Source organism: Natranaerovirga pectinivora (assembly GCF_004342165.1).
Lineage (GTDB): Bacteria > Bacillota > Clostridia > Lachnospirales > DSM-24629 > Natranaerovirga > Natranaerovirga pectinivora.
The window spans coordinates 42246-66729 of sequence record NZ_SMAL01000003.1; the positions used below are offsets into that span (position 1 = coordinate 42246).

Sequence of the window (24484 nt, forward strand, 5' to 3'; positions counted from 1 at the left end):
CCTAAGAATTGTTAAGATCTTTATCAAAGAAAATATAGCTAGTCTTTTTTACGCAAGATTACAATCTCATTCCTGCAACAATAGTATTATTGTATACAATTATACTATAATTGTCAATATAAGTTAACTTCATTTCATCATAATGCTAACCAAACTAACCCTATACAAACAGTTCTTAAGACCTGTTAATCAAATTTTATAGGTCTTCAGTATTAATTTGCATGTAATTTTATAACAAATATTGGTTTTTAGTGTCGAATTGTCTGTATTAATTTCATCTTTTCCACAATATCCACATACTTATTCACATTTTATTATTATATCTCAAAAAACTTGACACCATTCTCATATATACGGACAACTTTTTTACAGTATTTAACATTTTTTAACTTTTATTTGTATTTGAATTTTAAAGAATAAATTATGGGCTTGTATGAATATAATCTATTGAAGGGGGTTATTAAATGCTAGATAATAATAAAGATTATTATTTACTTAAAGATATTCCAGATGCTTTTAAACGTCATAGTTCGTTAGTAGAGACTATTAACTCTAAAAGATTCCAGGTCAATAAAAATACCAGCCATTCTAATAATGTAAAAAATCAAATAATAAATAGTAATAACAACAATGAAACTCTGTTAACTCTATTACTTTTACTTTTATTCTTAGATAATAATAATGCAAATTATAATACCCAAATTTTTTAAAGAAATTTCAAATTACATAATCACATTATTAAACCTCTTTTCATAATATGTATTATACCTTAACAAAAAAAACATATAGGTATCTAAGTTCTTAATTATTGAAAGGAGGATACAAGAATGGCAGGTTTCGCAGGTGGTCAATTTAATATTATCTTTTTATTCTTTTTCTTATTAATGTTTAACACAGGTGGCTTTTTAGGTGGAAAAGGTGCTTTAGCTGAAAATAGTATGTTCTTTGTATTAATAATTATTATGATGCTTTTCGGCGGCATAGGCTTTGGCATTTAACATTCCTTAATAAAAACCTTTTTAAATGTAACAATCACAAGTGCTTATTTTATAAAAAAAGTGGCTATGCTACATTATAAATGTTCTATTAAGCAAATAAAAATATTTAGTTTATTAAGAACAAAAACTCACCTAGGTCATACTGACCTAGGTTTTTATTATGATAATAATTTTTTTATATCTATCATTCCCCATCCTTGGTGAGATTGAATGAATCCCAAATCTACAGTAGATTCTTTTAACTTCAGTTTTATATCTCGATTACTAATATTTCTATGTCTTGATAAAAGTAACGCAACAGCTCCTGAAATAATTGGAGTTGCCATAGAGGTACCACTTTTTGTTGTGTAACCAACATCTTGAATAACGCCACTCTTATATTTTTTGTCTGTATTACAAGAAACAATGTTAGAGCCTGGTGCTATTACATCAGGTTTTTTTATGCAATTACTCGTTGGTCCTCTACCAGAATAATTTGTTATATTCTCACCAAAAATATTTACAGTCTCTTTATCATCTGAAGATCCAACTGTAATAATTTTTCTACTAATCCCTGGTGTCGTTATGGACATAGTTCTAGGACCATTGTTACCTGCTGCAACGATTACCACTAAATTATTATCCCAAACTGCATCAACACCTCTAACTAAAGCCGAGGTCTCTCCTTCTCCATCTTTATCTTCTGTTCCAACAGATATATTTACTACTTTTATATTGTATTTTTCTTTATTATCAATAACCCACTGCAAGCCTGCTAACACATCAGAAATATTACCTGCGCCTTTATCATCTAATACTTTAACGCCAATAAAGTGGCAATCTGGTGCAATTCCCATGTATTTTCCAGAGGAACTATATCCATCGCCACCAATAATACCAGTAACATGTGTCCCATGACCATTGTCATCATAGGGTTCGTTATGGTTATTAACAAAATCTTTAAAAGCAAGGATTCTATTTCTTCTTCCTGTTAAATCCTTATGTGGGTAAATCCCAGTATCCAAAACAGCAACACCGATTCCCCTGCCTGTAATATTATTCTCAAGTGCCCATCTACAGTTAATACTCTCTCTAGCCACATTCATTTGAGCGGTTATATGTGCATCTTGCTCTACCTTTTTAATACCCTTTATATTCCTTAACTGACCAATTTTACTTTTTGGCACTTCTACAACATATGAATTGATCATAGGAAGTTTATATTTAACACTACCTATTCCTTGTATATGCTTCTCTTCATCATTGAAATCTGTTCCACTAACAATAACCTGAATTAATTCTTCCTTTTCACTTCCAAAAATTTTCCTATTTGTAATGTTCGCTGCAGTTACTTTTTTACTATTGCTTTTGTTATAACTACCTAATATAAAAGGTATCAAGTATATAAACATATTACTCATTTTAGATCACCCATCTTTTACTTTAATACATAGTATTCATTTATATATAATTTATTCACTGATATAGTAAAGAAATCCTACAAAGACAAACTCTTTAATCTTTAAATTTAAATGTCTAGGAAATGTTTTTTTAAAAAAACAAAAATTATTGTCAAGTATACAAGCTGTGGCTCATAATATAAATTGAAAGCAAATATATGGAGGAATGAATTATGGCTGATGTATCTTCAACTCAATTTGGTTTTGGTGGAGGATCTAACATTATTTTCTTGTTCTTTTTCTTATTATTATTTAACCAAGGCGGCGGCGGCTTAGGCGGACTCTTTGGTGGAGCAGGAGCAGGCGACAATTCAATGTTCTTTATCCTTATCATCATTATGATGTTATTTGGCGGCGGCTTAGGAACTGGTTTCGGCGTTTGCTAAAAATTACTTAGAAAAAATCCCTATTCATTTAGGGATTTTTTTTTACATATATTTTTACATAAAAAAATAGGAAAGTTATTTTCTTATTAGAAAAACTTTCCTATTAATGCTTTATTTAATTCCCATCAACATAAACATAAGTAATAAGGGTAAAATATTATGACTTCCAATAGCTGATGTACTGTTTACGCGCCCCTGGCAATCCTTATCTATTTCATAAACGGTATTGCCTTCAATAATCAATGTATCTAAATCTTCTTTTACTGCTTCTTTTTTCTTCTCTTGAGATTTAATTTGAGTTTGTTGAACATCATTTAAAATACCAGTTATTGCTTTGATTTCCCCCATCATATTGGTGAATTTATCAATTTCACCTCTACTGTTTTCAGGCATAAAAGCTTTCATTGCATTTAGCAAGTTAATTTCTTTCATAGATTCTTGCATGCTTTTTTCTTTATACATATTAACAGTTTCTTTAATGCCGTTTAAAAACTTTTCTTGTGTTACTTTATTAATGTTTGATACGATTTCATTAAAAAAATCTGACATATCCACTTGCCCACTCATAATATTAACGATATCTTCTATTTTCTCTCTTTCGCCCAAGCTCACTCTCTCCAATATAAATATCTTAATTCAATATATGTTTATGCCCATAATTTTGCAACTAAAACCTTTATTTTTTTTATATGCCCTGAACCCATTATTTCTTTTCAATATATAAAAAACTTTCCTTAATCTTAGCACACTTTTTCTTCATATAATTTAATGTACACAGAACAAAATGACTTCCAAAAATATTCTGCTGAACTTTGTTCTGCCTATTTTTTTATAAAACTTTCCAATATTAGTCAAGTATTTGGACTTTAACACATAGAATATTACTATGACATAGTATGCTTTTATAAATAGACTTTTGTCTAGAAAGGAGTCATATAGAAATGAGTGAATTTAATCAAAGTAATCAAGACACTAGTTTTGATATAAATAAATTATTAAATATGCTTCCTAAAGAATCACCTACTCCATCCCCTCCCAAATATCTTGCTCAAGCATCTGCTTTGGACCAAGTAACCAATAATGAACATATGCAGATTATTAAAGCAGCTATTCCATTTTTAGAACATAATATGCAAAAACAGTTGGCAATAATGGTCAAATTTTTAGAACTTAAAAATACTTTTAACTTATATAATAATGACAATTATAAGCAAGTAGAACAACTAAATCTGGGTAGCAACAACCGTGAAGCTATGTTAAGCAATATACGATCAGTCTGTTCTGATTGCAATAAAAACTTAGTTGATATCGTTTTAAACATGTTAAACATCAACAAATTAATGCAGAATTATCAAAGGCTCCAACAAGAAACCTTAAAGAAAGAAGAACCAAAGACTAATGTAAAAGATGAATCGACTGAAACAACTACGTCCAATACCCCCTTTAATTTTAACACCCCGCAACAACAAACACCGCCACCACCATCAGAAAATAAACCTTCAATGGATAATACAATGATAGAAGGTTTAAAAAGTATGCTGTCTCCAGAACAAAGAAATATGGTAGATATGTTTAGTACAATGATGAAAATGAATTCAATAAATAATAATCAAAAGGAGAATGATAAAAATGAGTAGTAATATATTAAATAATGAGGCATTTAGAAATATTGATCCTAGAAAACTTCAGGTTTTAGTAGAAATGTTTAATGAAATGGGATCCAAGCCAACAGACCAAAAAATCCAAGTATTATTTTCTTATGGTATGAAAATGAAGCAAATGGGCCTTCAATTCACTACAAACGAAACCAACTTAATTATGAACTCCTTAAAAGAGGGATTATCTCCTGCTGAAAGAAATAAAATTGATATGATGATTAATATGATGAGTATGTTAAACCAACAAAACTAAAGTCCTAAGACTTTAGTTTATTGGTTTTATTATAATTTATTTAACAACTAAATTAATGATTTTATTAGGCACATAAATCTCTTTTACAATTGATTTGCCTTCTAATTTATTTTCAATAGCTTCTCTTGCTTTTTGTAACACAGAATCTTTATCTTCTTCTAAGCCTATTGTAATGGTTGCTTTTACTTTTCCATTAACTTGTACAGGCATTTCAACAGAGTCATCTTTCATCTTCTCTTCATCATATTCTGGCCAAGATGTATTGAACACACTATCCGTATGACCTGTTATTTCCCAAAGTTCTTCTGCTATATGAGGTGCAAAAGGTGCAATTAAAGTAATAACCTTTTCAATGGTTTCTTTATCTATACCACCTTCTTGTTTTGCTATATCATTTAGTTTGTTTGTATATTCCATAAAACCACTTATTACAGTATTTAAATTAACATTATTTAAACGATTAGTAATTTCATAAATCATCTTATGTCTTATTTTTTCCATTTCTTTCGTTGGTTGCACATTTTTATCTTTGCTATCTATTACTAAATTCCAGAAACGGTTAATAAATCTATATACGCCATCTATCCCTCTATCATCCCATTCTGAATCTAATTCAGGTGGTCCAACAAATAGTTCGTATAATCTTAAAGAGTCACAACCATAATCATTAACCAACTCATCTGGTGATACAACATTACCTTTTGATTTACTCATCTTAGCACCATTTTTACAAATCATCCCTTGATTGAATAAACGTTTAAATGGTTCAGCAAAATCCACTACACCAATGTCATATAAAAACTTAGTATAGAATCTAGCATACAATAAATGTAATACCGCATGCTCAATACCACCAACATACATATCAACTGGTAACCACTCTTTTGCTTTTTCTTTTGACACTAACTCTTTATCATTATGAACATCAACATATCTTAAGAAATACCATGATGACCCTGCCCATTGTGGCATAGTATTGGTTTCTCTTTTTGCATTTTGTCCACAAGTAGGGCAAGTTGTATTCACCCACTCTTCAATAGCTGCTAAAGGTGACTCTCCAGTTCCTGTTGGCTGATATGACTTAACATTTGGCAACTTAACTGGTAATTCTTCTTCTGGAACAGGAACAGCACCGCATTTATCACAGTGAACGATTGGAATAGGCTCTCCCCAATAACGTTGTCTTGAGAATACCCAATCACGCAATTTGTAATTGGTTGTTTTTGTTCCTATTTCATGCTCTTCTAGATAGTTAATGATTGCTTCTTTTGCTTTTGAAGCTTTCATGCCATCAAAAACACCTGAATTAATCATAATACCATCTTCTGTATAAGCTTCTTTTAATTCTTTATTAACATCATCTTCTTCTTTAGCAATAACTTGTGTTATTTTCAACTCAAATTTCTTAGCGAAATCAAAATCTCTTTCATCATGGGCAGGCACACACATAATAGCCCCTGTACCGTAATCTGCTAAAACATAGTCAGAAATCCAAATAGGCAATTTTTCCCCGTTTAATGGATTAATGGCATAACTTCCTGTAAATACACCTGTTTTTTCTTTATCTTGCATTCTATCTACTGAAGATTTTAACGAAGCTTTAAACACATAATCTTCTACTGATTCTTTTTGATCATCTGTTGCAATTTTATTCACTAAATGGTGTTCTGGTGCTAAAACCATAAAAGTTGCACCAAATAAAGTATCTGGTCTTGTAGTAAATACTTTTATTTTTTCTTCATTATTATCCACGTCAAAATCAATTTCTGCACCAAAACTTTTACCAATCCAGTCTGATTGCATCTTCTTAACTTTTTCTGGCCAATCTAATTGGTCCAAATCAGTTAACAATCTCTCAGCATATGCCGTTATTTTTAACATCCATTGTCTAAGATTTTTCTTTGTAACATCAGATCCACAACGTTCACATTCACCATTAACTACTTCTTCATTTGCAAGACCTGTTTTACAATCAGGACACCAGTTTATTGGCATTTCTTTTTCATAAGCCAATCCTTCTTTAAACATCTTTACAAAAATCCATTGGGTCCATTTATAATAATTAGGATCTGTTGTATTAATTTCTTTATCCCAATCATAAATAGCACTAATTTCTTTTAACTGTCTCTTAAAATTCTCAACATTCTCAGCTGTAGCAATTGCTGGATGAACCCCTTGGGTTATAGCATAATTCTCAGCTGGTAAACCAAATGCATCCCACCCCATCGGATGTAGCACATAATACCCTTGAAGTAATTTGTATCTACTCCAAACATCACTTAAAACATAACCTCTCCAGTGACCAACATGCAATCCACTTCCAGATGGATAAGGAAACATGTCCAAACAATAATACTTTGGCTTATCTTCTGTTTCTACATTAACTGGGTTCTTATCCCAATTATCACGCCATTTTTTCTCAATCTCTTTATGATTATACGTAAAACTCATAGTAACCTCCTAAGTATGTTCTTTTTGAATTTTGGTGTTTTAACTCTGGTTTAATTTTATTCTGGCGAAGCCACTAACGCGGCATCCGACGCTACGTTTAATAAACCTTTTGAAATACAAAAAAACTTTTCATCTCTAAATAAATAGAGACGAAAAGTTAACTTCCGCGGTACCACTCTAATTTACCCTGCAAAAATAGACTATAGTCTAGTAATGACAGAATACCCTTAATACTTATAACGGCAAGTTACCGCCTTAACCTACTAAGTTTCAGCTAAAGGACTCCAAGGCGAGTTCAACAAAGTTCAATACTGTTTTACACCAACCAACAGCTCTCTAAAATCGACCTACTGTTTACTACTCCTTTTCCCAGTCTTTCCCTTATAATACTAAAAGCATTCTATCATATTAAAATATCCTGGTCAAGACCTTTTAAATTTAAAAAGCCTTCTATATTAAGCTTCTTTTTTACTTTCTTCTATTACCTTCTCTTGAACATCTGAAGGCGCTTGCTCATATCTTTCAAATTTCATTGTAAATGTCCCACGTCCTTGAGTCATGGAACGTAAATCTGTAGAATAACCGAACATTTCTGCCATAGGAACTTCTCCTTGAATTTCCTGCTTTCCATTCATTGGAAGCATTCCTAAAACTCTACCACGTCTTTTATTTAAGTCACCAATTATATCGCCCATATATACATCTGGCACTAAAATTTTAACACTTGCAATGGGCTCAAGTAAAACTGGCTTTGCCTCCTGAAACCCTTTTTTAAATGCCACAGTTGTAGCAATTTTAAAAGCCATCTCAGAAGAATCAACTGGATGATAACTTCCATCCACTAATGTTGCTTTTACACCAACAACTGGATAGCCTGCTAACACGCCTCTTTGAACAGATTCTTGTAAGCCTTTTTCCACTGCTGGAAAGTAATTTTTAGGTACTGAACCGCCAAATACCTTTTCTTCAAAAATATATGGATGTTCCAAGTCCCCTGATGGCTCAAATTCAATGTGTACATCTCCATATTGACCGTGCCCACCTGATTGTTTTTTATGTTTACCTTGAACTTTAACTTTTCCTTTAATGGTCTCTCTATAAGCCACTCTCGGCTTTACTAAATCAACCTCTACTTTAAACTTACTTGATAATTTACTAACAATTACATCTAAATGTTGGTCTCCTGTACCGTATAATAATTCTTGATGATTTTCAGGATCCATTACAACTTTGATTGTTGGATCTTCTTCCATTAACTTTTGTAATCCAACAGATATTTTTTCCTCATCACCTTTGGTTTTAGGAACAATAGCCATTACGGCTAATGATTCTGGATAATTAATGGCCTCTAATAAAACGGGATTCTTTTTATCACATAAGGTATTGCCTGTTGAAGAATTGCTTAACTTTACTGCTCCAATATCCCCTGGAACAAGCTGTTTTACTTCAATTTGTTCCTTACCTCTTAAACAAAAGAGATGTGAAACTTTTTCATCTATATCCTTATTAGCATTATATACCATTGAATCAGACTTAAATACGCCTGAATAAACTCTAAACAATGATAATTTCCCAATATAAGGGTCTACTATCGTTTTAAAAATAAAAGCAGATAAGGGTTGCTCTTCCCCACATATAACTTCTATTTCTTCTAAAGTTTCTGGATTTTTCCCTATAACAAAAGGATGTTCTTCCTTTGGATATGGCATATACTTTACTATTGAACTTAACAAAACTTGAACGCCTGTATTATTCATTCCTGATCCACATAGTATAGGTACAATTTCTCCATCAACGACGCCTTTGTGTAAGGCAGATTGGATTTCTTCTAATGTAAATTCTTCTTGTGCAAAATACTTTTCCATAAGCTCGTCACTTGTTTCAGCAACTGCTTCAAGAATCATTTCTCTAATGGGTTCTATTTCATCTATTAAATCATTAGGTATGGGGCAGGTTTCTACATGGTCTTTAACAAATTTTCTTCCTTCCATTTTTGTTACATTTACAAATCCAACAAATTTACCTTCATCTCTTATGGGTATATGAAATGGCGCAATTCTTTTACCATACAATTCTTTCAAACTATCAATTACATCGTACAAATTAGCTTGCTCATCATCCATATCCGTTACAAAAAACATTTTAGGAATATTCATTTCTTCAACATATTCCCAAGCTTTTTCTGTACCTACTTCTACACCTGATTTTCCTGATATTACAATGATTGCTCCATCTGCTACTCGAATAGCTTCTTTAACTTCTCCTGCAAAATCAAAACATCCAGGTGTATCTAAAACATTAATTTTACACCCTTCCCATTCTACAGGTATAATAGAAGTTCCTATTGAAATTTTTCGTTTCATCTCCTCTTTGTCAAAATCACTAATGGTATTGCCTTCTTCTACCCTTCCTTGACGGTTAATAGCACCTGTTACAAATGCCATTGCATCAACAAGATTCGTTTTTCCACATCCACCATGACCAAGAATAACAATGTTTCTAATTTGATCTGAAGAATAAACATTCATATTACTTCCTCCAATCTAAGATAATTTTATACTTAACTAGTTGGAACATTTTATGTTAAATTAAAGTAATTAAATGCAAATCATAAGTATTGTATTATATTACCTCCGATTGTATACAACTTTTTAATAAAATTTCAGAATTGGTTGTACAATTATTTATTAAAAAGGTCATATAAATCAATCTTCAATAATTAAATCACTTATATTATATATTCTACTAAAAACAGTTCTATACATCAACTCTTTTGTGAAATTTATTACTGTTAATTAATATTACTTTGATTTATACATATATTTTTACCTAAATTTTGACTATATAATCTCTTTTGACATTAAAATTTCTTAATTACGTTGACTTTTAGACTTTAACGCATTATAGTATTGACATGCCTTTTTTATACGTGTAAAATGTTAGAAAGAATAGCTGTACTAGATTATATTAAATACTATAGTATATTAGTGAAAGGATTTGTGTTATGATTAAATGCAGAAAATCTATTGAAACTTTAAGACCATACATACCTGGGAAACCTATCGATGATGTAAAAGAAGAATACGGACTAGAAGAAGTTATTAAATTAGCTTCTAATGAAAATCCTCTAGGTTGCTCAGAAAAAGCAAAGGAAGCAATTATTAAATCTCTTGAAGATGTAGCCATCTACCCTGATGGTAATGCTACAAAATTAAGAAAAACTTTGTCAAACCATTTTAATATTAAAGATGAGCAAATTATTTTTGGTGCAGGTTCAGATGAACTTATAACTTTCATCACTCAGGTATTTATTGGAGAAGGAGACGAAGCAATTACTTGTACGCCTAGTTTTCCCAGATATGCATCTGCTGTAAAATTAATGGGTGGAACTATTATAGAAGTACCTCTTAAAGATTTCACTTTTGACTTAGATGGTATTTTAGATTCTATTACAGAACATACTAAGGTCATATTTATTGCCAATCCAAATAATCCAACTGGAACCATTATAACCAAAAAACAACAACTTGATTTTATTAAAAAGGTACCTAAAAATATATTATTAGTAATGGATGAAGCCTATTCTGAGTATATTGAAGATGAGAGTTTTCCTAACACACTTCCTTTATTAGCAGAATATGAAAATATTATATTATTAAAAACATTCTCCAAGGCTTATGGGTTAGCATCACTGCGTGTAGGTTATGGCATTGCAAAAGAACCAGTTATTGAATTGCTAAATAGAGTAAGAGGACCATTCAATCTTACTTCAGCAGCTCAAGAAGCAGCCATTGCTAGCTTGAATGATAAAGCTTTTTTAGAGAAATCCATAACCCTTAATAATACAATAAAAGAATGGACCTACAATAAATGTAGAACACTAGGTTTAGAGTATATTCCTACTTTTGGTAATTTTATTATGATCAATATTAAGATAGATACATTAGACACATTTAAAAAACTACAATCAAAAGGTGTAATTATTAGACCTGGCTGTTTCCTTGGCTTAGAGGGATGGTTACGTGTTACTCTTGGCACTCAAGAACAAATGGAATTTTTCTTTACTGAATTAACAGAATTACTTGTTTAAATAAGTTTAAATTTTAAAAGTGGCTTAGCCACTTTTATCTATATATAAGGAGTGAGCTCTATGATTATTGTAATGAAACAACACGCAAAAGACGAAGCTATTAAGAGCGCTATATCTCGTATAGAATCTAAAGGATTACAAACAAATCTATCAAAGGGTTCTGAAGTTACTATAATTGGCGTAATTGGAGATAAATCACAACTAAGTGATTGTAATGTGGAGTTATGGGATGGCGTTGAAAAAATCGTTATTGTTACAGAATCCTATAAACTGGCTAATAAAAAATTCAATCCTAATCCTTCTGTCATTAAAGTTGGTAATACCTCTATTGGAGGAGATGAACTTGCTATAATGGCAGGACCTTGTGCCATTGAAAGTGAAGAACAACTTCTCCAAACAGCACACGCCATAAAAAAAGCTGGAGCAACCATTCTAAGAGGTGGTGCATTTAAACCAAGGACTTCTCCTTACTCATTCCAAGGCCTTGAAGAACAAGGCTTACAATTTATGGCTACAGCAAGACAAGAAACCGGTTTAGCCGTAGTTTGCGAAGTTACAAGTCTTAAATCTGTTGAATCTGCTGTTAAATATGTAGATATGTTACAAATTGGTGCGAGAAATATGCAAAACTTCTATTTATTAAAAGAAGTAGGTAAAACAAACTTACCAGTATTACTAAAAAGAGGTTTGGCAGCTACAATTGATGAATGGTTAAATGCTGCAGAATATATCATGAGTGAAGGCAATAGAAATGTCATATTATGCGAAAGAGGCATTCGTACTTTTGAGACTGCAACAAGAAATACTTTAGATATAAGTGCAGTTCCTGTTATCAAAGAAAAAAGTCATCTACCAATTATCGTCGATCCTAGTCATGCTACAGGTGTAAAAGATTATGTAGCACCTTTATCAAAATCTTCTATTGCAGCAGGAGCAGATGGTTTAATGATTGAAGTTCATCCAGATCCGGCAACTGCATTATCTGATGGTCCTCAATCTTTAACCTTCGATTCTTTCGAAGCTCTATGCAAGGAATTAAAGCCTTATGCTGAACTTTCAGGAAAAAAACTTTATATCAATTAAAAACATAGGTATTATAGGTTTAGGTTTAATAGGTGGGTCTTTAGCAAAAACAATACGTTTTAAGAACCTGCCTATTAACATATATGCCTATGATGCAGATGTAGACACTCTAAAAGAAGCAAAAGATGAAGGTATAATAGATGATTATTTCGATGACATTAATAGTAGGTTTCAAGAATTAGACATTATTTTTTTATGTGCTCCAGTCCAATATAATAACGAAGTATTATCAATCCTTAAAAACTGTATTTCTGACACAACCATTTTAACAGATGTTGGTAGTGTTAAAGGAATGATTCATAGTTCCATTATTGAAATGGATTTAGAGAAATATTTCATTGGCGGCCACCCAATGGCAGGATCAGAAAAATCTGGGTATAATGCATCCACTAATATTTTATTAGAAAATGCATACTATGTACTAACACCCACTTCTTCTGTATCCGAAGATAAAATAAAAAAATTATATGATTTAGTAGAAGCTTTTGGTTCAATCCCAGTCATTATAAATTGGGAAGACCATGACTATGCTACTGCCGCTATTAGCCATGTGCCACATATAATAGCGTCTAGTTTAGTAAATCTAGTTAAACTCTTAGATGACAAGGGTCTTATGAAACAATTAGCAGCTGGTGGTTTTAAAGATTTAACAAGAATAGCTTCTTCCTCTCCAAGTTTATGGAAGCAAATTACCTTATCCAATAAAGATAAGATATTGCAAATTATATCAGAATATATTAAGATATTAGAACAGTTTAAGGTTATGTTAGATACTGATGATACCAACTATATCTTTAATTTTTTTGATGAAGCTAATGATTACAGATCAGAGTTTTTAGATCCATCCTTGGGCAGTATAAAAAAATCTTATGAAATTATGGTAGATATTCCGGATGAATTAGGAATCATTGCAAAAATCGCTACTTTATTAAGCAATCATAATATCAGTATAAAAAACATAGGAATTGTTCATAACCGTGAATATGAACAAGGTGTATTGAAAATTGTTTTTTACGATGAAAAAAGTCAATTAAAAAGTATAGATATCTTAAAATTACTTAATTATACAATTTATCTACGTTAGGAGGTACTAATTTGATTATCAATCCAATTAGCAAAATATCTGGTGAATTATCTGTACCAGGAGATAAATCTATTTCTCATAGAGCAATAATGTTCAGTTCCTTATCTGATGGTAAAAGCATTATCCGTAACTTTTTACAAGGTGATGACTGTTTATCAACTATACGATGTTTTAAACAACTAGGCATCAATATTATAATTAATAACGATGTTGTTGAAGTTGAAGGAAATGGTCTTCATGGGTTAAAACCATCTGTTGATATTTTAGATGTTGGCAATAGCGGCACAACATTAAGGCTTATGACAGGCATTTTGTCTGCACAAGCCTTTGATTCAATGGTTACTGGCGATTCATCAATTCAAAAACGCCCTATGAAAAGAGTTATGGATCCATTGTCAAAAATGGGAGCAAAAATTGAAAGCATCAATAATAATGGGTGTGCACCATTAAAAATAACAGGCCAACCATTAAAGGGCATAACTTATGAATCTCCTGTATCATCAGCTCAAGTAAAATCTTCAATTTTATTAGCTGGTTTGTATGCTGATGGTAAAACAACTGTTATTGAACCTGCTCCATCTAGGAATCATACCGAAATTATGTTAGAATATTACGGTGGTACAATTACTACAAAGGACTTAGAAACTACAGTAGAGCCAGTTAATCAGCTAAAAGCTCAAGAAATCATTGTACCTGGTGATATTTCTTCAGCTGCCTTTTTAATAACAGCTGCATTAATTGTTCCTAATTCACGTATACTTATTAAAAATGTAGGTATTAACCCAACTAGAAATGGTATATTAGAGGTCTATCGACGAATGAATGCTAATATACAGATTCTAAATGAACGATTAGAAAACGGGGAACCTGTAGCAGATATATTAGCTGAAACTAGTACATTAAAAGGTATTGTTCTTGAAGGAGATATTATACCAAATATTATTGATGAAATACCAATTATATCTGTTGCTGCTGCATATGCAGATGGTCAAACCATTGTTAAAAATGCAGAAGAGTTAAAAGTTAAAGAATCTAATAGAATTGATGCTATGGTGGAAAACTTATCAAAAATGAATGTTGATATTGTTGCTACAGATGATGGCATGATTATAAATGGCAATAACAAATTAAAAGGGGCAACTGTTGAAAGTTACCATGACCACAGAATTGCCATGTCTCTAGCCATTGCAACCTTATCTGCTAGTGGTTCAACAACGATTAATGATAGTGACTGTATAGCCATCTCTTACCCAGGATTTTTTAATGATTTAGAGAAATTATCTAAGTAAACTAAATTTATTAATTGTACACTTATTCCATTTGGAGGTAATTTAATGATTAAAACAACTATTGTTGGTCTAGGAGATAGTTTAACTTCAGGTTACGGAATGATAGGTGGGGATAATTATATTAACAGATTAGAAAAATACTTACCTAAGTACTATCCTTCAATATTATGGAGTATCCATAATATTAGCAAAGTTGGTATTACCACTCGCGAGGGATTGGATTTATTAAAAGATAAGATTTTACCACTTAAACCAAATATTGTTATGATTATGTTAGGCACTAATGATATTTCATTAGATAATGCAATGCACCGAACTATTGATGAATTTGAAAAAAACACACAGAATATGTTAGAACTTATTTCTGAATTTAATAATAGAACTGGATTAAACAATTGTGTTCCAATACCTTTTTTAATAACACCTCCTTGTATTATTAAAGAAGATCTAAATTCTGACAAATCAAATAATCGATTGCATCAATATGTACATATTACAAAACAATTAGGTAACACTTATTCTTGTCCTGTAATCGACTTTTTCTCAATTACCTGTAACACGCCTTCTAAGGCATTGTTATTCCAAGAAGATGGCATTCACTTATCAAAAGCAGGTTACGATTTGCTTTATGATACTGTTTTTGGTGAGTTTACTAAATTAATTAATTATGAAGGATTACTTAAAGATAGAGAACAAAAAAGGGCATAGCCCTTTTTTTGTTCTCTATCTTTACAAAATCATCATAGCATCACCGAAGCTATAAAATCTATATTTATTTTCAATAGCAACTTGATAGGCTCCCATTACATTTTCTTTTCCTGCTAATGCAGATACTAACATTATTAATGTTGACTCCGGTAAATGGAAATTTGTTATCAATGCATCAACCATTTTATATTTATATCCAGGATAAATAAATATATCTGTCCATCCTTTGGATTCATTAATTGTACCATTGTCATTTGCAACGGTTTCAAGTGTTCTACAACTTGTTGTCCCAACAGCAATGACTCTTCCACCCTTTGCCTTGGCATTATTTATCTTACTTGCCTCTTCTTCTGTAATCCAATAAAATTCAGAATGCATATCATGTTCCTCAATATTGTCTACTTTTACAGGTCTAAAAGTTCCAATCCCTACATGTAAAGTTATATATGCAATTTCTACACCTTTACCTTTAATTTTCTCTAATAATTCATTGGTAAAATGCAGCCCTGCTGTGGGTGCAGCTGCTGACCCTGCATGTTTTGCGTACACCGTCTGATATCTGTCCTTATCTTCCAGTTGGTGGGATATATATGGGGGTAAAGGCATTTCTCCTAACTCATCAAGAATTTGTTCAAAAATACCTTTGTATTCAAACTGAATAATCCTATTGCCATTTTCTAGTTTCTCTAAAATATTGGCAATTAATAAACCTTCACCAAATATTATTCTCTCACCAATAACAACTTTTTTCCCTGGTTTAACCATTACTTCCCATTGATCATTTTCTTGTCTATTTAAAAGTAAAAACTCAATTTTTGCCCCTGTTTTCTCTCTAATACCTATTAGCCTTGCTGGTATAACCTTTGTATTATTTAACACCAAACAATCATTAGGATTTAAACACTCTATAATATCTTTAAATATTTTATGATCAACTTTCCCTGTTTTTTTGTTAAGCACTAATAATCTTGAATCTGTACGCTCTTTTATAGGATCTTGAGCTATTAATTCTTCTGGTAGCTCAAAGTTAAAATCTTCAACTTTCATAAATAAACTCCTTTGATTTCATATATTGTTTTTCATTTATGCTTATTTTATCTATTATTTCTCTGTACAATAATACTTTACATCATTAAAAGAATCAAGTATGTATTTATAAAAAAGACCAACTTCATCATAAAACCCTAACAAACGATTGTTTGTTAGGGTTTTATACTATCTCACTTTTACACCTGTATAATAATACTCAATAATTTGATCATATGTATAGCCATTTTGAGCCATTCCTTTAGCTCCAGATTGACTCATTCCAACTCCATGACCAAAACCTTGTCCAACAACAATATACTGATCTTTAACGCCTTTAATAGTTGGGTAGTTATTAATATTATTGGCACTTAGAACAATGAATTGATCCTTTGCATCCATTACCTTTTTTGTAACACCATCACCATTAATCATATATAAATCATCTACGGGTTGTACTGTTGTGTTGGTTCTATTAATTACATTAAACACTTGTTGTAATTGAGAGTCTTCTTTAATTAATTTAAACTTTCTACTATACAATCCAAACCAAATCCGGGTGGTTTCATTATTAACAACATATTCTCCACCAGTACCTATTATTCTCAAGCTAGTTACTCTTCCAGCATCTGTATATCCTACAACATTTACGTCTAATATATCACCAATATTTACATTACGTCTATTTAAAGAATCTTTAATAGATTCTGGTGTTAAAACTGTAACCCAAGGTCTACGACTGGGGTCTGTTTCATATATATCTGGTACACCTTTTAAATAAGGAACTGCTGCTGACCATACATCTTCACTATTTTCTGTATGACCACCGCTAGTAGAAAAGAAATACGTAGGGATTAAGTTATTACCATAATACACCATTACACCTTTAGTTGAATCTATTGCCAAATTACTTCTTTCATGCTCAACACTAAAACCTTTATAAACTTGTGAATTCGTTGTATCACATACATCATACGGCTCAAATCTATATTTGGGCGCAACATCCCTATAATATCTTGCATATGTCCGGGCAGCAACTGCCTGGGCCTTTAATGCTTCCATTGGCCAATTAGGACTCATTTCACCAGGTAAAACACCATATAAATACTCCTCCAGGGTAACAATGTTTATTGCTGTTATCTCTGTACTTTTGTATCTACCTATTTCAATCCTACCTCTATATTTTCTTTCGCCCAAATCAAATACTCTTATGCCATTTATCGTATCTATGGTTTCAAAAACAGGATGGATAAATCCATTATCAAATATTACGCCATATTCATCAGCTTCCATAACTACTCTTAATTCATTGTCTTCTATTTGATGATATGTTAGACCAAATCGATTATTCACCTGATCCATTACTGTCTCATTATCATTCTCTACAAAAATCTTCCACATTCCTAGAGAAATAGAACCTGGATAAGCTTTAATACCTTCAAGACCCAAATGTCTTACTACTTCTTTAGCAGCTTCGTAGTTATTAAAGAACTCTATAGATATAAGGTAGCTTCTATTGGCTGGAGTAAATTTAAAACCACTAGCACTATTGAGTAAAACTTCTTTTCTCCACTGGTCTTCCACCATATACCCAACAACTAAAGTTGTATTATTAATTTGAATCATAGGTACTCTTTCATATAAAGCCTTTAACCCCACTCTAAGTATAATATCTTCACTACTTGTAGCATAGGATGATGGAATAATAAATAAAGAAGTTATAAGTATCAATAGTAAAAATTTTTTCTTCACAATAAAACCCCCTTATAACATATTATAAGGGGGTTTTATCTAAAAATCTACTTAAAATTACAAATAAACCTATAGTTCTTCTTATCTACTTAAGATTATTTCCTTAATTGAGCATTTAATTCTTTTTCTAATGTGGTTAAGACTTTATCCATTACTTTGTTTACTTCTTTTTCTTTAAGGGTTTTATCTTTAGCTCTGAAAGTTATTGAGAATGCAACGGATTTGTATCCTTTTTCTATTTGCTCTCCTTGGTAAACATCAAATATTTCTATAGACTCTAATATATTCCCACCAAATTGTTTGATAATCTTTTCAATTTGCCCAACTAAAATATCTTCTTTAACAACAATACTTAAGTCTCTTGACATAGCAGGATATTTTGCAAGAGATTCATATATTCTGTCTAGAGTAGCATATTTAGTCAATAATGGCATATCAAGAACAGAAACATATACACGTTCTTCAATATCATATGCGTCACATATATCTGGATGCACTTCTCCAAGGTAACCAATAACGTCACCATCGTAAATAATTTCAGTTTTTCTACCTGGATGCAACCATGGTAATGAAGCGTTTGGATTATACTCTATATCACTTGTTAATCCTAATTTCTCAAATAAAATTTCTATAACACCCTTCATATCATAAAAATCACCAGCATCGTACATACCTAATGTTAATTGCATTCTTTCGTCTGGCAACTCTGTTAATGGCAATGCTTTTGGTATATAGACATTTGCTAATTCGTATAGTTTTACCTTTTTATTTCTTCTATTATAATTTGTTGACAATGAATTAAGCAATCCATTTAAAGTAGTGGTACGCATAATACTAAAGTCTTCCCCAAGAGGATTCATTATAGTGATAGCATTTCTTAAATGGCTATCTTCCTCAATCTTTAACTTATCAAACACTTTCGGACTTTCAAATGAATAATTCATAGATTCATTAAAACCATATTGTTCAATGATTGTTCTTGTAACATCTTCAATAGATTGTTTGAAATTTTTCTTACCCACCGTTGTCCCTGCTGGTAAAGTTGTTGGTATATTGTTATAACCATATAACCTTGCAACTTCTTCAGATAAATCAGCCATTCTTACAACATCAGGTCTAAAAGTAGGTATAGTAACTATATTTTTAGTTGTGTCAACAACACATTCCACACTATTAAGGTATTTAATCATTTCATCTTTATCAATATTTGTACCTAGTAATTTATTGATATCTTCTGAATTAAATGGTATTTCTTTTGATAAACGTTTGTTTTCATAAACATCTATCATCCCTTCAACAACTTCTCCTGCTCCTAATTCGCTTATAAGTTGACAAGCTCTATTCATTGCTTCTTCAACATTATTAGGGTCAAGATTTTTTTCAAACTTTGAGGATGAATCTGTTCTTACTCCCAGTTTTTTTGAGGATAACCTTATATTAGTGCCATCAAAGTTAGCAGACTCGAATAATAGTGTTCTTGTTTCTTCAGTTACCTTTGTTTCGTCTCCACCCATAATCCCAGCAATAGCCACAGGTTTATTAGAGTCCGCAATGACCAATATAGAATCATCTAATGCCCTTACTTCTCCATCTAATGTTTGAATCTTTTCTCCCGTTTTAGCACGTCTTACTATAATCTCACTGTTATCAAGTTTATCTAAATCAAAAGCATGCATTGGTTGGCCCATCTCAAGCATGACATAATTTGTAATATCAACTATATTATTAATAGGCCTTACACCACAAGCTAAAAGTCTTTGACGCATCCATTTTGGAGATTGTTCTATTTTTACATTTTTCACAATTTTTGCAGCATATCTTTTACATAAATCTTTATCTACAATACTTACTTTTGCCTCATTAACATTACCACTTACTTCGTTATATTGAATTTGTGGATAGTTAAAAGTCTTCCTAAAAGTGGCCCCAACTTCTCTCGCCATTCCAATTATACTAAAACAATCTGGTCGATTAGATGTGATTTCAAATTCAACAACCGTGTCATCTAATCCAAATATTTTTTTAGCATCCATTCCTAGCTCATATTCTTTATCAAGAATATAAATACCGTGCTCAGGTGCATCTGGAAAATCTTCTGCATCAAAACCTAACTCTTCAACGGAACACATCATTCCATTAGATTCAATACCTCTTAATTTACCTTTTTTAATTTTCAAATCATTAGGCAACGTAGCCCCTACCAAAGCAACTGGAATATAATCACCAACATTAATATTATTAGCACCTGTAACAATCTGAACAACTTCACTACCAACATCAACAGTGGTAACAACTAATTTATCCGCATCAGGATGCTTATCAATAGTCAATATCTTTCCTACAACTACCTTATCTATCTCTTTACCAAGCTCTTCATAACCCTCAACATTAGAGCCTGACATCGTCATTTCATCAATAAATGTTTTAATATCACAATCTATTTCTACATAATCTCTTAACCAAGAAATCGGTGTTAACATACATCTTCCTCCTTAAATTTCTTAAAAATTTGCCAAGCAACGCGTAGGCAAGCTATATATACGAATTTGCACTACTTAGTATGTGAGGCTCTATACAAATAAAGTGACTTTTAAATCCTTCAATAGAAAACCTTAGTTCGGGACTATCCATATTTCGTTAAAAACCTTAATTGTTTGACCAAAGGGTGTTTATTAAGGTTTAGAAATATGGCTAGGCACGAACTTAGTTTTTCTTAAAGTATTTAATGGAACTGTTTTGAATAGATCTTCTCATACGGAAGGTCTGCAACAACCTAAAATTGCTTCAAGAAACGCACATCATTCTCAAACAACAATCTCATATCCTCAATCTCATATCTAAGCAACGTAATTCTCTCTAATCCCATTCCAAAGGCAAAGCCACTATACTCATTAGGATCTATCCCACACATTTCAAGAACCTTAGGATGAACCATTCCACAACCAAGAATTTCAATCCAGCCTGTTCCTTTACACATACGGCAGCCTTTTCCTTCACACATTACACAAGAAACATCAACTTCTGCACTAGGTTCTGTAAATGGGAAATGATGTGGTCTAAATTTTACACGGGTTTTTTCTCCATATAACTCTTTAGCAAAAACTGCTAAAGCACCTTTTAAATCCGCCATAGTAATGTTTTTATCAATTACCAATCCTTCTATTTGATGAAAAACAGGTGAGTGGGTTGCATCTACTTCATCTGAACGAAATACTCTTCCTGGTGCTAAAACTCTAATTGGAGGTGTTTTCTTCTCCATTTCTCTAATCTGTACTGGTGATGTTTGTGTTCTTAGTAAGTACTCACCATTTATATAGAAAGTGTCTTGTTCATCTTTTGCTGGATGATTCGCCGGGATATTTAAAGCCTCAAAATTATAATAGTCTTTTTCAACTTCAGGTCCTTCAACAATTTCATATCCCATTCCAATGAAAATTCTTTTAATATCTTCTAAGACAATATTCATAGGATGACGGTGACCAATCTCAACCTTTTTAGCTGGTAAAGTTACGTCAATGGTTTCATTTTGTAATTGACTTTCTCTCAATTCCTTAGATAATTTTACCTTTTTGGACTCAAGAGCTTCCTCAATAATCTCTCTAACCTCATTAACAATTTGCCCCACTACTGGGCGTTCTTCTTGGCTTAAATCCTTCATTCCTTTTAGAATTGCAGTTAATTCTCCCTTTTTCCCTAAATAAGCTACTCTAATGTCGTTAAGATCATTTAAATTCGTTGTTTCATTTATAGACGTTATAGCTTTTTCTTTAATGTTTTGTAATATTTCTTTCATAAATATAACTCCTTTCGATTTCTTTGCAATAAAAAAACTCCATCCCACAAAAGGGACGGAGTTATCCGCGGTACCACCCTAATTCTTCTTTTTATAAAAAGAAGCACTTAGATAGCGTAACGTGCCAAAACGTCATCCTCTACTATTACTTCAAGGATGCAGCTCCAGTGGGAAATTCAATAATTGTTTGAACTAAAGAATGTTTTCAGCCTTTGACATTCTCTCTCTTATAGAAAACAATTATCTACTAACACTTTCATTGCCTTTATTTACATATATTTTATATAGTACTATATTTACTTTTATAAAACAAGAGTCTTGTTAAAAAAACTCATTATTTATATCCTTGAAAATTAGAAAGTTCCAAAAAAAGAAACTAGGCTTCAGGGATAAAGCCTAATTTCTTTTTTGTGAGTGTTATTTAATTACCATATTCTCTTGCACCAATATCAGGTGCACTTCCGTTAAATGGTTCTCCAATATTAACTCCCCCATTAACTAAGAAGCTGGTTGGGCGCGGCATAAATAAATTAATATTTGGAAGTGACCCATCTGCTTGACGTGGGCTTTTTGCTAATGCTGTATTTACACTATAAAACATACTTGATGTTACATTACCAATTTGCCAGCTATTTCCTTGTAGAATAGAATTGCTACCAAATCTGTCTTGTACTGGCGCCATAGCACTTATATTATTTATAAATGTATGTTGCCCACTTGATGGATTATTTGGAAAATCAAAGTTACGACCATTTATTCTTATACCATTGTTATAACCTGTATTATGAATTAATGTTAATGCACCAGTATTATTGTTATGATCAAAACCTTTTCCATGATTGTCAAATGACATATTTCTTTTTACAATATGATTTCCTGGGATATGATTTCCACCAAGTTTGAAACCATTTCCTCCACCATCAAACTCAGGATGATTCCAAAATTGTGGATTACCGTTACCAAAAGACCAGTTGTTTTCCACAACAAGAGTATTTCTTACCATCCAGAAATCAAATCCATCATCAGAGTTCTCCCAAGAGCGGTTTCCATAGAAAACATTACCTGGTCCAAGGGCTTCGTATTTTGCAGCAAACCCATCTGCCATATTCCCTACTCTTCCTCTTAGGTTAAAGTTTCTATAACTATCATTGTTTAAAATTAAGTTATGAGAACCATCCTCTAAATGAATACCTGTTAAACGGTTTTCATAAGCTACACATCTTTCGATTCTATTATGGCTACCATGGATTCTAAATCCATTACCACCTGCTCTTCTTAGATGTATTCCTATTATATGCCAATAATTTCCATTTAATCTTAAACCATCTCTTCCTGCTAATTCCTCTTGAGCAGAAAAATCTAATACAGGTGTTTCTCCTGGATAATTCACAATAATAATTGGTTTACTCGCTGTACCACTATTATTAATATCAATTCTTGCATTGTGGTTATAAGTTCCACCCCTCATTACAATAACATCTCCTGCACGAGAGACGCTAATTGCTTTATTAAGGGTTGCAAATGGAGAACCTTGTGTACCACTATTATTGTTGTTACCATTTGGTGCTACATAGAATGTTCTATCACCACTTGGAATTCCTGGTGGCGTTGGTGTTGGTCCAGTTGGCGGCACTGGTCCAGAACCATCTAAATATTCTATTCTTATACTGTTTATTGTAACCGTAGCATTACTTTCTGTACGAATCTGTATAAATGAATTACTCGTCCCAACAGAAGGCTCAATCACCAAATCACCTGTACCTAGATTTCCAATTGTCTGGGAGTAAACCCTTGATGCTCCTCCATGGATAGAATTATTCATTCCTGTAGTATTATTATCTACATAAACTTGAAAATTCTTAGAAGAATCACCACTTTTACTTGCAATATTTATGATTATTCTATATGGATTACTTAGATTAAAAACTCCCCCTGGTGTAAAACTACCTGTTGTTGATGAGCTAGATAAAGCACCAATAGTCATTCTACCACCATTTAATGTAACTCTATTAGAACCAGCTGTTACTGTTCCACCAGTTCGAATATACATTGGTTTACTTGAATCATTTGGTAATGATCTGTATCCAGTAGTAAATAGATTATTAGATGTAGCACCATTAAAACTTTCAAAAAATATCTCGCTACCTCCAGCTGATACAATTGATACACTTCCTAATACCATTACAATTGTTAATACCATACTTAAAAAACAATTAATTAATTTTTTCATCGCAAAATACCTCCATTATTCTATTTTATTAAGTGTTAATTTCTTGCCTAACCCTCCTTTTAAAATTATTTGGAATACATTTTTTGAATACATTTAAATAAATGTATTAAGGGAACCAAAATAATGTAATTTATTGAACAAGGACCTGTACGCCATTTAAAATTCATTGCAACAGCATTTGGTAAAGTCACTTGTTCTTGGACATCTATCTTCTTCACCCACGTGAGAAAAAAGTAGCCCATTT

At 31.9% G+C, this 24484-nt stretch carries 19 protein-coding genes and 2 other annotated features; of the genes, 10 read left to right on the plus strand and 9 right to left on the minus strand.

All coding sequences use genetic code 11. The features are described from left to right. Positions 1-464: 464 nt before the first annotated feature. Both EDC18_RS05030 and EDC18_RS14530 read left to right on the plus strand, forming a co-directional pair. On the plus strand, positions 465-710 hold the full coding sequence (locus EDC18_RS05030; RefSeq protein WP_132250944.1) for a hypothetical protein: 246 nt from the start codon (positions 465-467) through the stop codon (positions 708-710). 117 nt (positions 711-827) lie between these two features. Beyond that, on the plus strand, positions 828-998 hold the full coding sequence (locus tag EDC18_RS14530; protein ID WP_165878483.1) for a hypothetical protein: 171 nt from the start codon (positions 828-830) through the stop codon (positions 996-998). A gap of 158 nt (positions 999-1156) precedes the next feature. Here EDC18_RS14530 and EDC18_RS05035 read toward each other — a convergent pair whose 3' ends face one another. After that, complete coding sequence (locus EDC18_RS05035; protein ID WP_132251641.1) at positions 1157-2083, minus strand: S8 family peptidase; 927 nt, start codon at positions 2081-2083, stop codon at positions 1157-1159. 527 nt (positions 2084-2610) lie between these two features. Here EDC18_RS05035 and EDC18_RS05040 point away from each other — a divergent pair. Beyond that, positions 2611-2823, plus strand: a complete 213-nt coding sequence (locus EDC18_RS05040; protein WP_132250946.1) for a hypothetical protein — start codon at positions 2611-2613, stop codon at positions 2821-2823. Positions 2824-2934: 111 nt separating this feature from the next. On the opposite strand, the gene EDC18_RS05045 is transcribed toward EDC18_RS05040, so the two are convergent. Beyond that, the gene (locus tag EDC18_RS05045; protein WP_132250948.1) at positions 2935-3429 is read right to left on the minus strand and encodes a hypothetical protein; all 495 of its coding nucleotides are present in this window, start codon (positions 3427-3429) and stop codon (positions 2935-2937) included. A 335-nt stretch (positions 3430-3764) separates the two neighbouring features. Here EDC18_RS05045 and EDC18_RS05050 point away from each other — a divergent pair, with 335 nt between their 5' ends. After that, on the plus strand, positions 3765-4460 hold the full coding sequence (locus tag EDC18_RS05050) for a hypothetical protein (protein WP_132250950.1): 696 nt from the start codon (positions 3765-3767) through the stop codon (positions 4458-4460). Then, positions 4453-4734, plus strand: a complete 282-nt coding sequence (locus tag EDC18_RS05055; RefSeq protein WP_132250952.1) for a hypothetical protein — start codon at positions 4453-4455, stop codon at positions 4732-4734. The genes EDC18_RS05050 and EDC18_RS05055 overlap by 8 nt, the downstream gene beginning before the upstream one ends. 36 nt (positions 4735-4770) lie before the next feature. Here EDC18_RS05055 and leuS read toward each other — a convergent pair whose 3' ends face one another. Together leuS and fusA are read right to left on the minus strand one after the other, a co-directional pair. Further along, positions 4771-7185 carry a leucine--tRNA ligase gene (gene leuS / locus EDC18_RS05060; protein WP_132250954.1) on the minus strand — a complete coding sequence of 805 codons (2415 nt, stop codon included), beginning with the start codon at positions 7183-7185 and terminating at the stop codon, positions 4771-4773. Between the two features lie 142 nt (positions 7186-7327). Further along, positions 7328-7565, minus strand: a binding site (T-box leader). Positions 7566-7640: 75 nt separating this feature from the next. Beyond that, entirely contained in the window at positions 7641-9713 is a 2073-nt protein-coding gene (gene fusA / locus EDC18_RS05065; protein ID WP_132250956.1) for an elongation factor G, read from the minus strand. A gap of 476 nt (positions 9714-10189) precedes the next feature. Between fusA and hisC the strand changes: the two genes are divergently transcribed. Genes hisC through EDC18_RS05090 form a run of 5 tightly spaced genes read left to right on the plus strand, consistent with a single transcriptional unit; the run spans position 10190 to position 15439 of the window. Beyond that, the gene (gene hisC, locus EDC18_RS05070; RefSeq protein ID WP_132250958.1) at positions 10190-11275 is read left to right on the plus strand and encodes a histidinol-phosphate transaminase; all 1086 of its coding nucleotides are present in this window, start codon (positions 10190-10192) and stop codon (positions 11273-11275) included. 60 nt (positions 11276-11335) lie between these two features. Then, a complete protein-coding gene (gene aroF / locus EDC18_RS05075) occupies positions 11336-12358 on the plus strand; it encodes a 3-deoxy-7-phosphoheptulonate synthase (RefSeq protein WP_132250960.1) in 1023 nt (340 codons plus the stop codon). Next, on the plus strand, positions 12321-13442 hold the full coding sequence (locus tag EDC18_RS05080) for a prephenate dehydrogenase (RefSeq protein ID WP_132250962.1): 1122 nt from the start codon (positions 12321-12323) through the stop codon (positions 13440-13442). Before aroF ends, EDC18_RS05080 begins: the two co-directional genes overlap by 38 nt. Positions 13443-13453: 11 nt before the next feature. Next, positions 13454-14731 (plus strand): 3-phosphoshikimate 1-carboxyvinyltransferase, encoded by a 1278-nt coding sequence (gene aroA / locus EDC18_RS05085; RefSeq protein WP_132250964.1) that lies wholly within the window; start codon positions 13454-13456, stop codon positions 14729-14731. Positions 14732-14776: 45 nt separating this feature from the next. Further along, positions 14777-15439, plus strand: coding sequence for an SGNH/GDSL hydrolase family protein (locus tag EDC18_RS05090; protein WP_132250966.1), 663 nt, complete (start codon positions 14777-14779; stop codon positions 15437-15439). 21 nt (positions 15440-15460) lie between these two features. Here the strand turns inward: EDC18_RS05090 and queA are convergent, their stop codons facing one another. The 5 genes from queA to EDC18_RS05115 all read right to left on the minus strand — a co-directional run bounded on the left by queA (position 15461) and on the right by EDC18_RS05115 (position 24240). Continuing rightward, positions 15461-16486 (minus strand): tRNA preQ1(34) S-adenosylmethionine ribosyltransferase-isomerase QueA, encoded by a 1026-nt coding sequence (gene queA, locus EDC18_RS05095; RefSeq protein ID WP_132250968.1) that lies wholly within the window; start codon positions 16484-16486, stop codon positions 15461-15463. 168 nt (positions 16487-16654) lie between these two features. Then, positions 16655-18217 carry a SpoIID/LytB domain-containing protein gene (locus tag EDC18_RS05100; protein WP_132250970.1) on the minus strand — a complete coding sequence of 521 codons (1563 nt, stop codon included), beginning with the start codon at positions 18215-18217 and terminating at the stop codon, positions 16655-16657. A 95-nt stretch (positions 18218-18312) separates the two neighbouring features. Beyond that, positions 18313-20697 (minus strand): phenylalanine--tRNA ligase subunit beta, encoded by a 2385-nt coding sequence (gene pheT / locus EDC18_RS05105; protein WP_132250972.1) that lies wholly within the window; start codon positions 20695-20697, stop codon positions 18313-18315. 293 nt (positions 20698-20990) lie between these two features. Beyond that, positions 20991-22010 (minus strand): phenylalanine--tRNA ligase subunit alpha, encoded by a 1020-nt coding sequence (gene pheS / locus EDC18_RS05110; RefSeq protein WP_132250974.1) that lies wholly within the window; start codon positions 22008-22010, stop codon positions 20991-20993. 48 nt (positions 22011-22058) lie between these two features. Further along, positions 22059-22279 (minus strand) — a binding site (T-box leader). A 152-nt stretch (positions 22280-22431) separates the two neighbouring features. Further along, on the minus strand, positions 22432-24240 hold the full coding sequence (locus EDC18_RS05115; protein WP_132250976.1) for a right-handed parallel beta-helix repeat-containing protein: 1809 nt from the start codon (positions 24238-24240) through the stop codon (positions 22432-22434). Positions 24241-24484 lie beyond the last annotated feature (244 nt).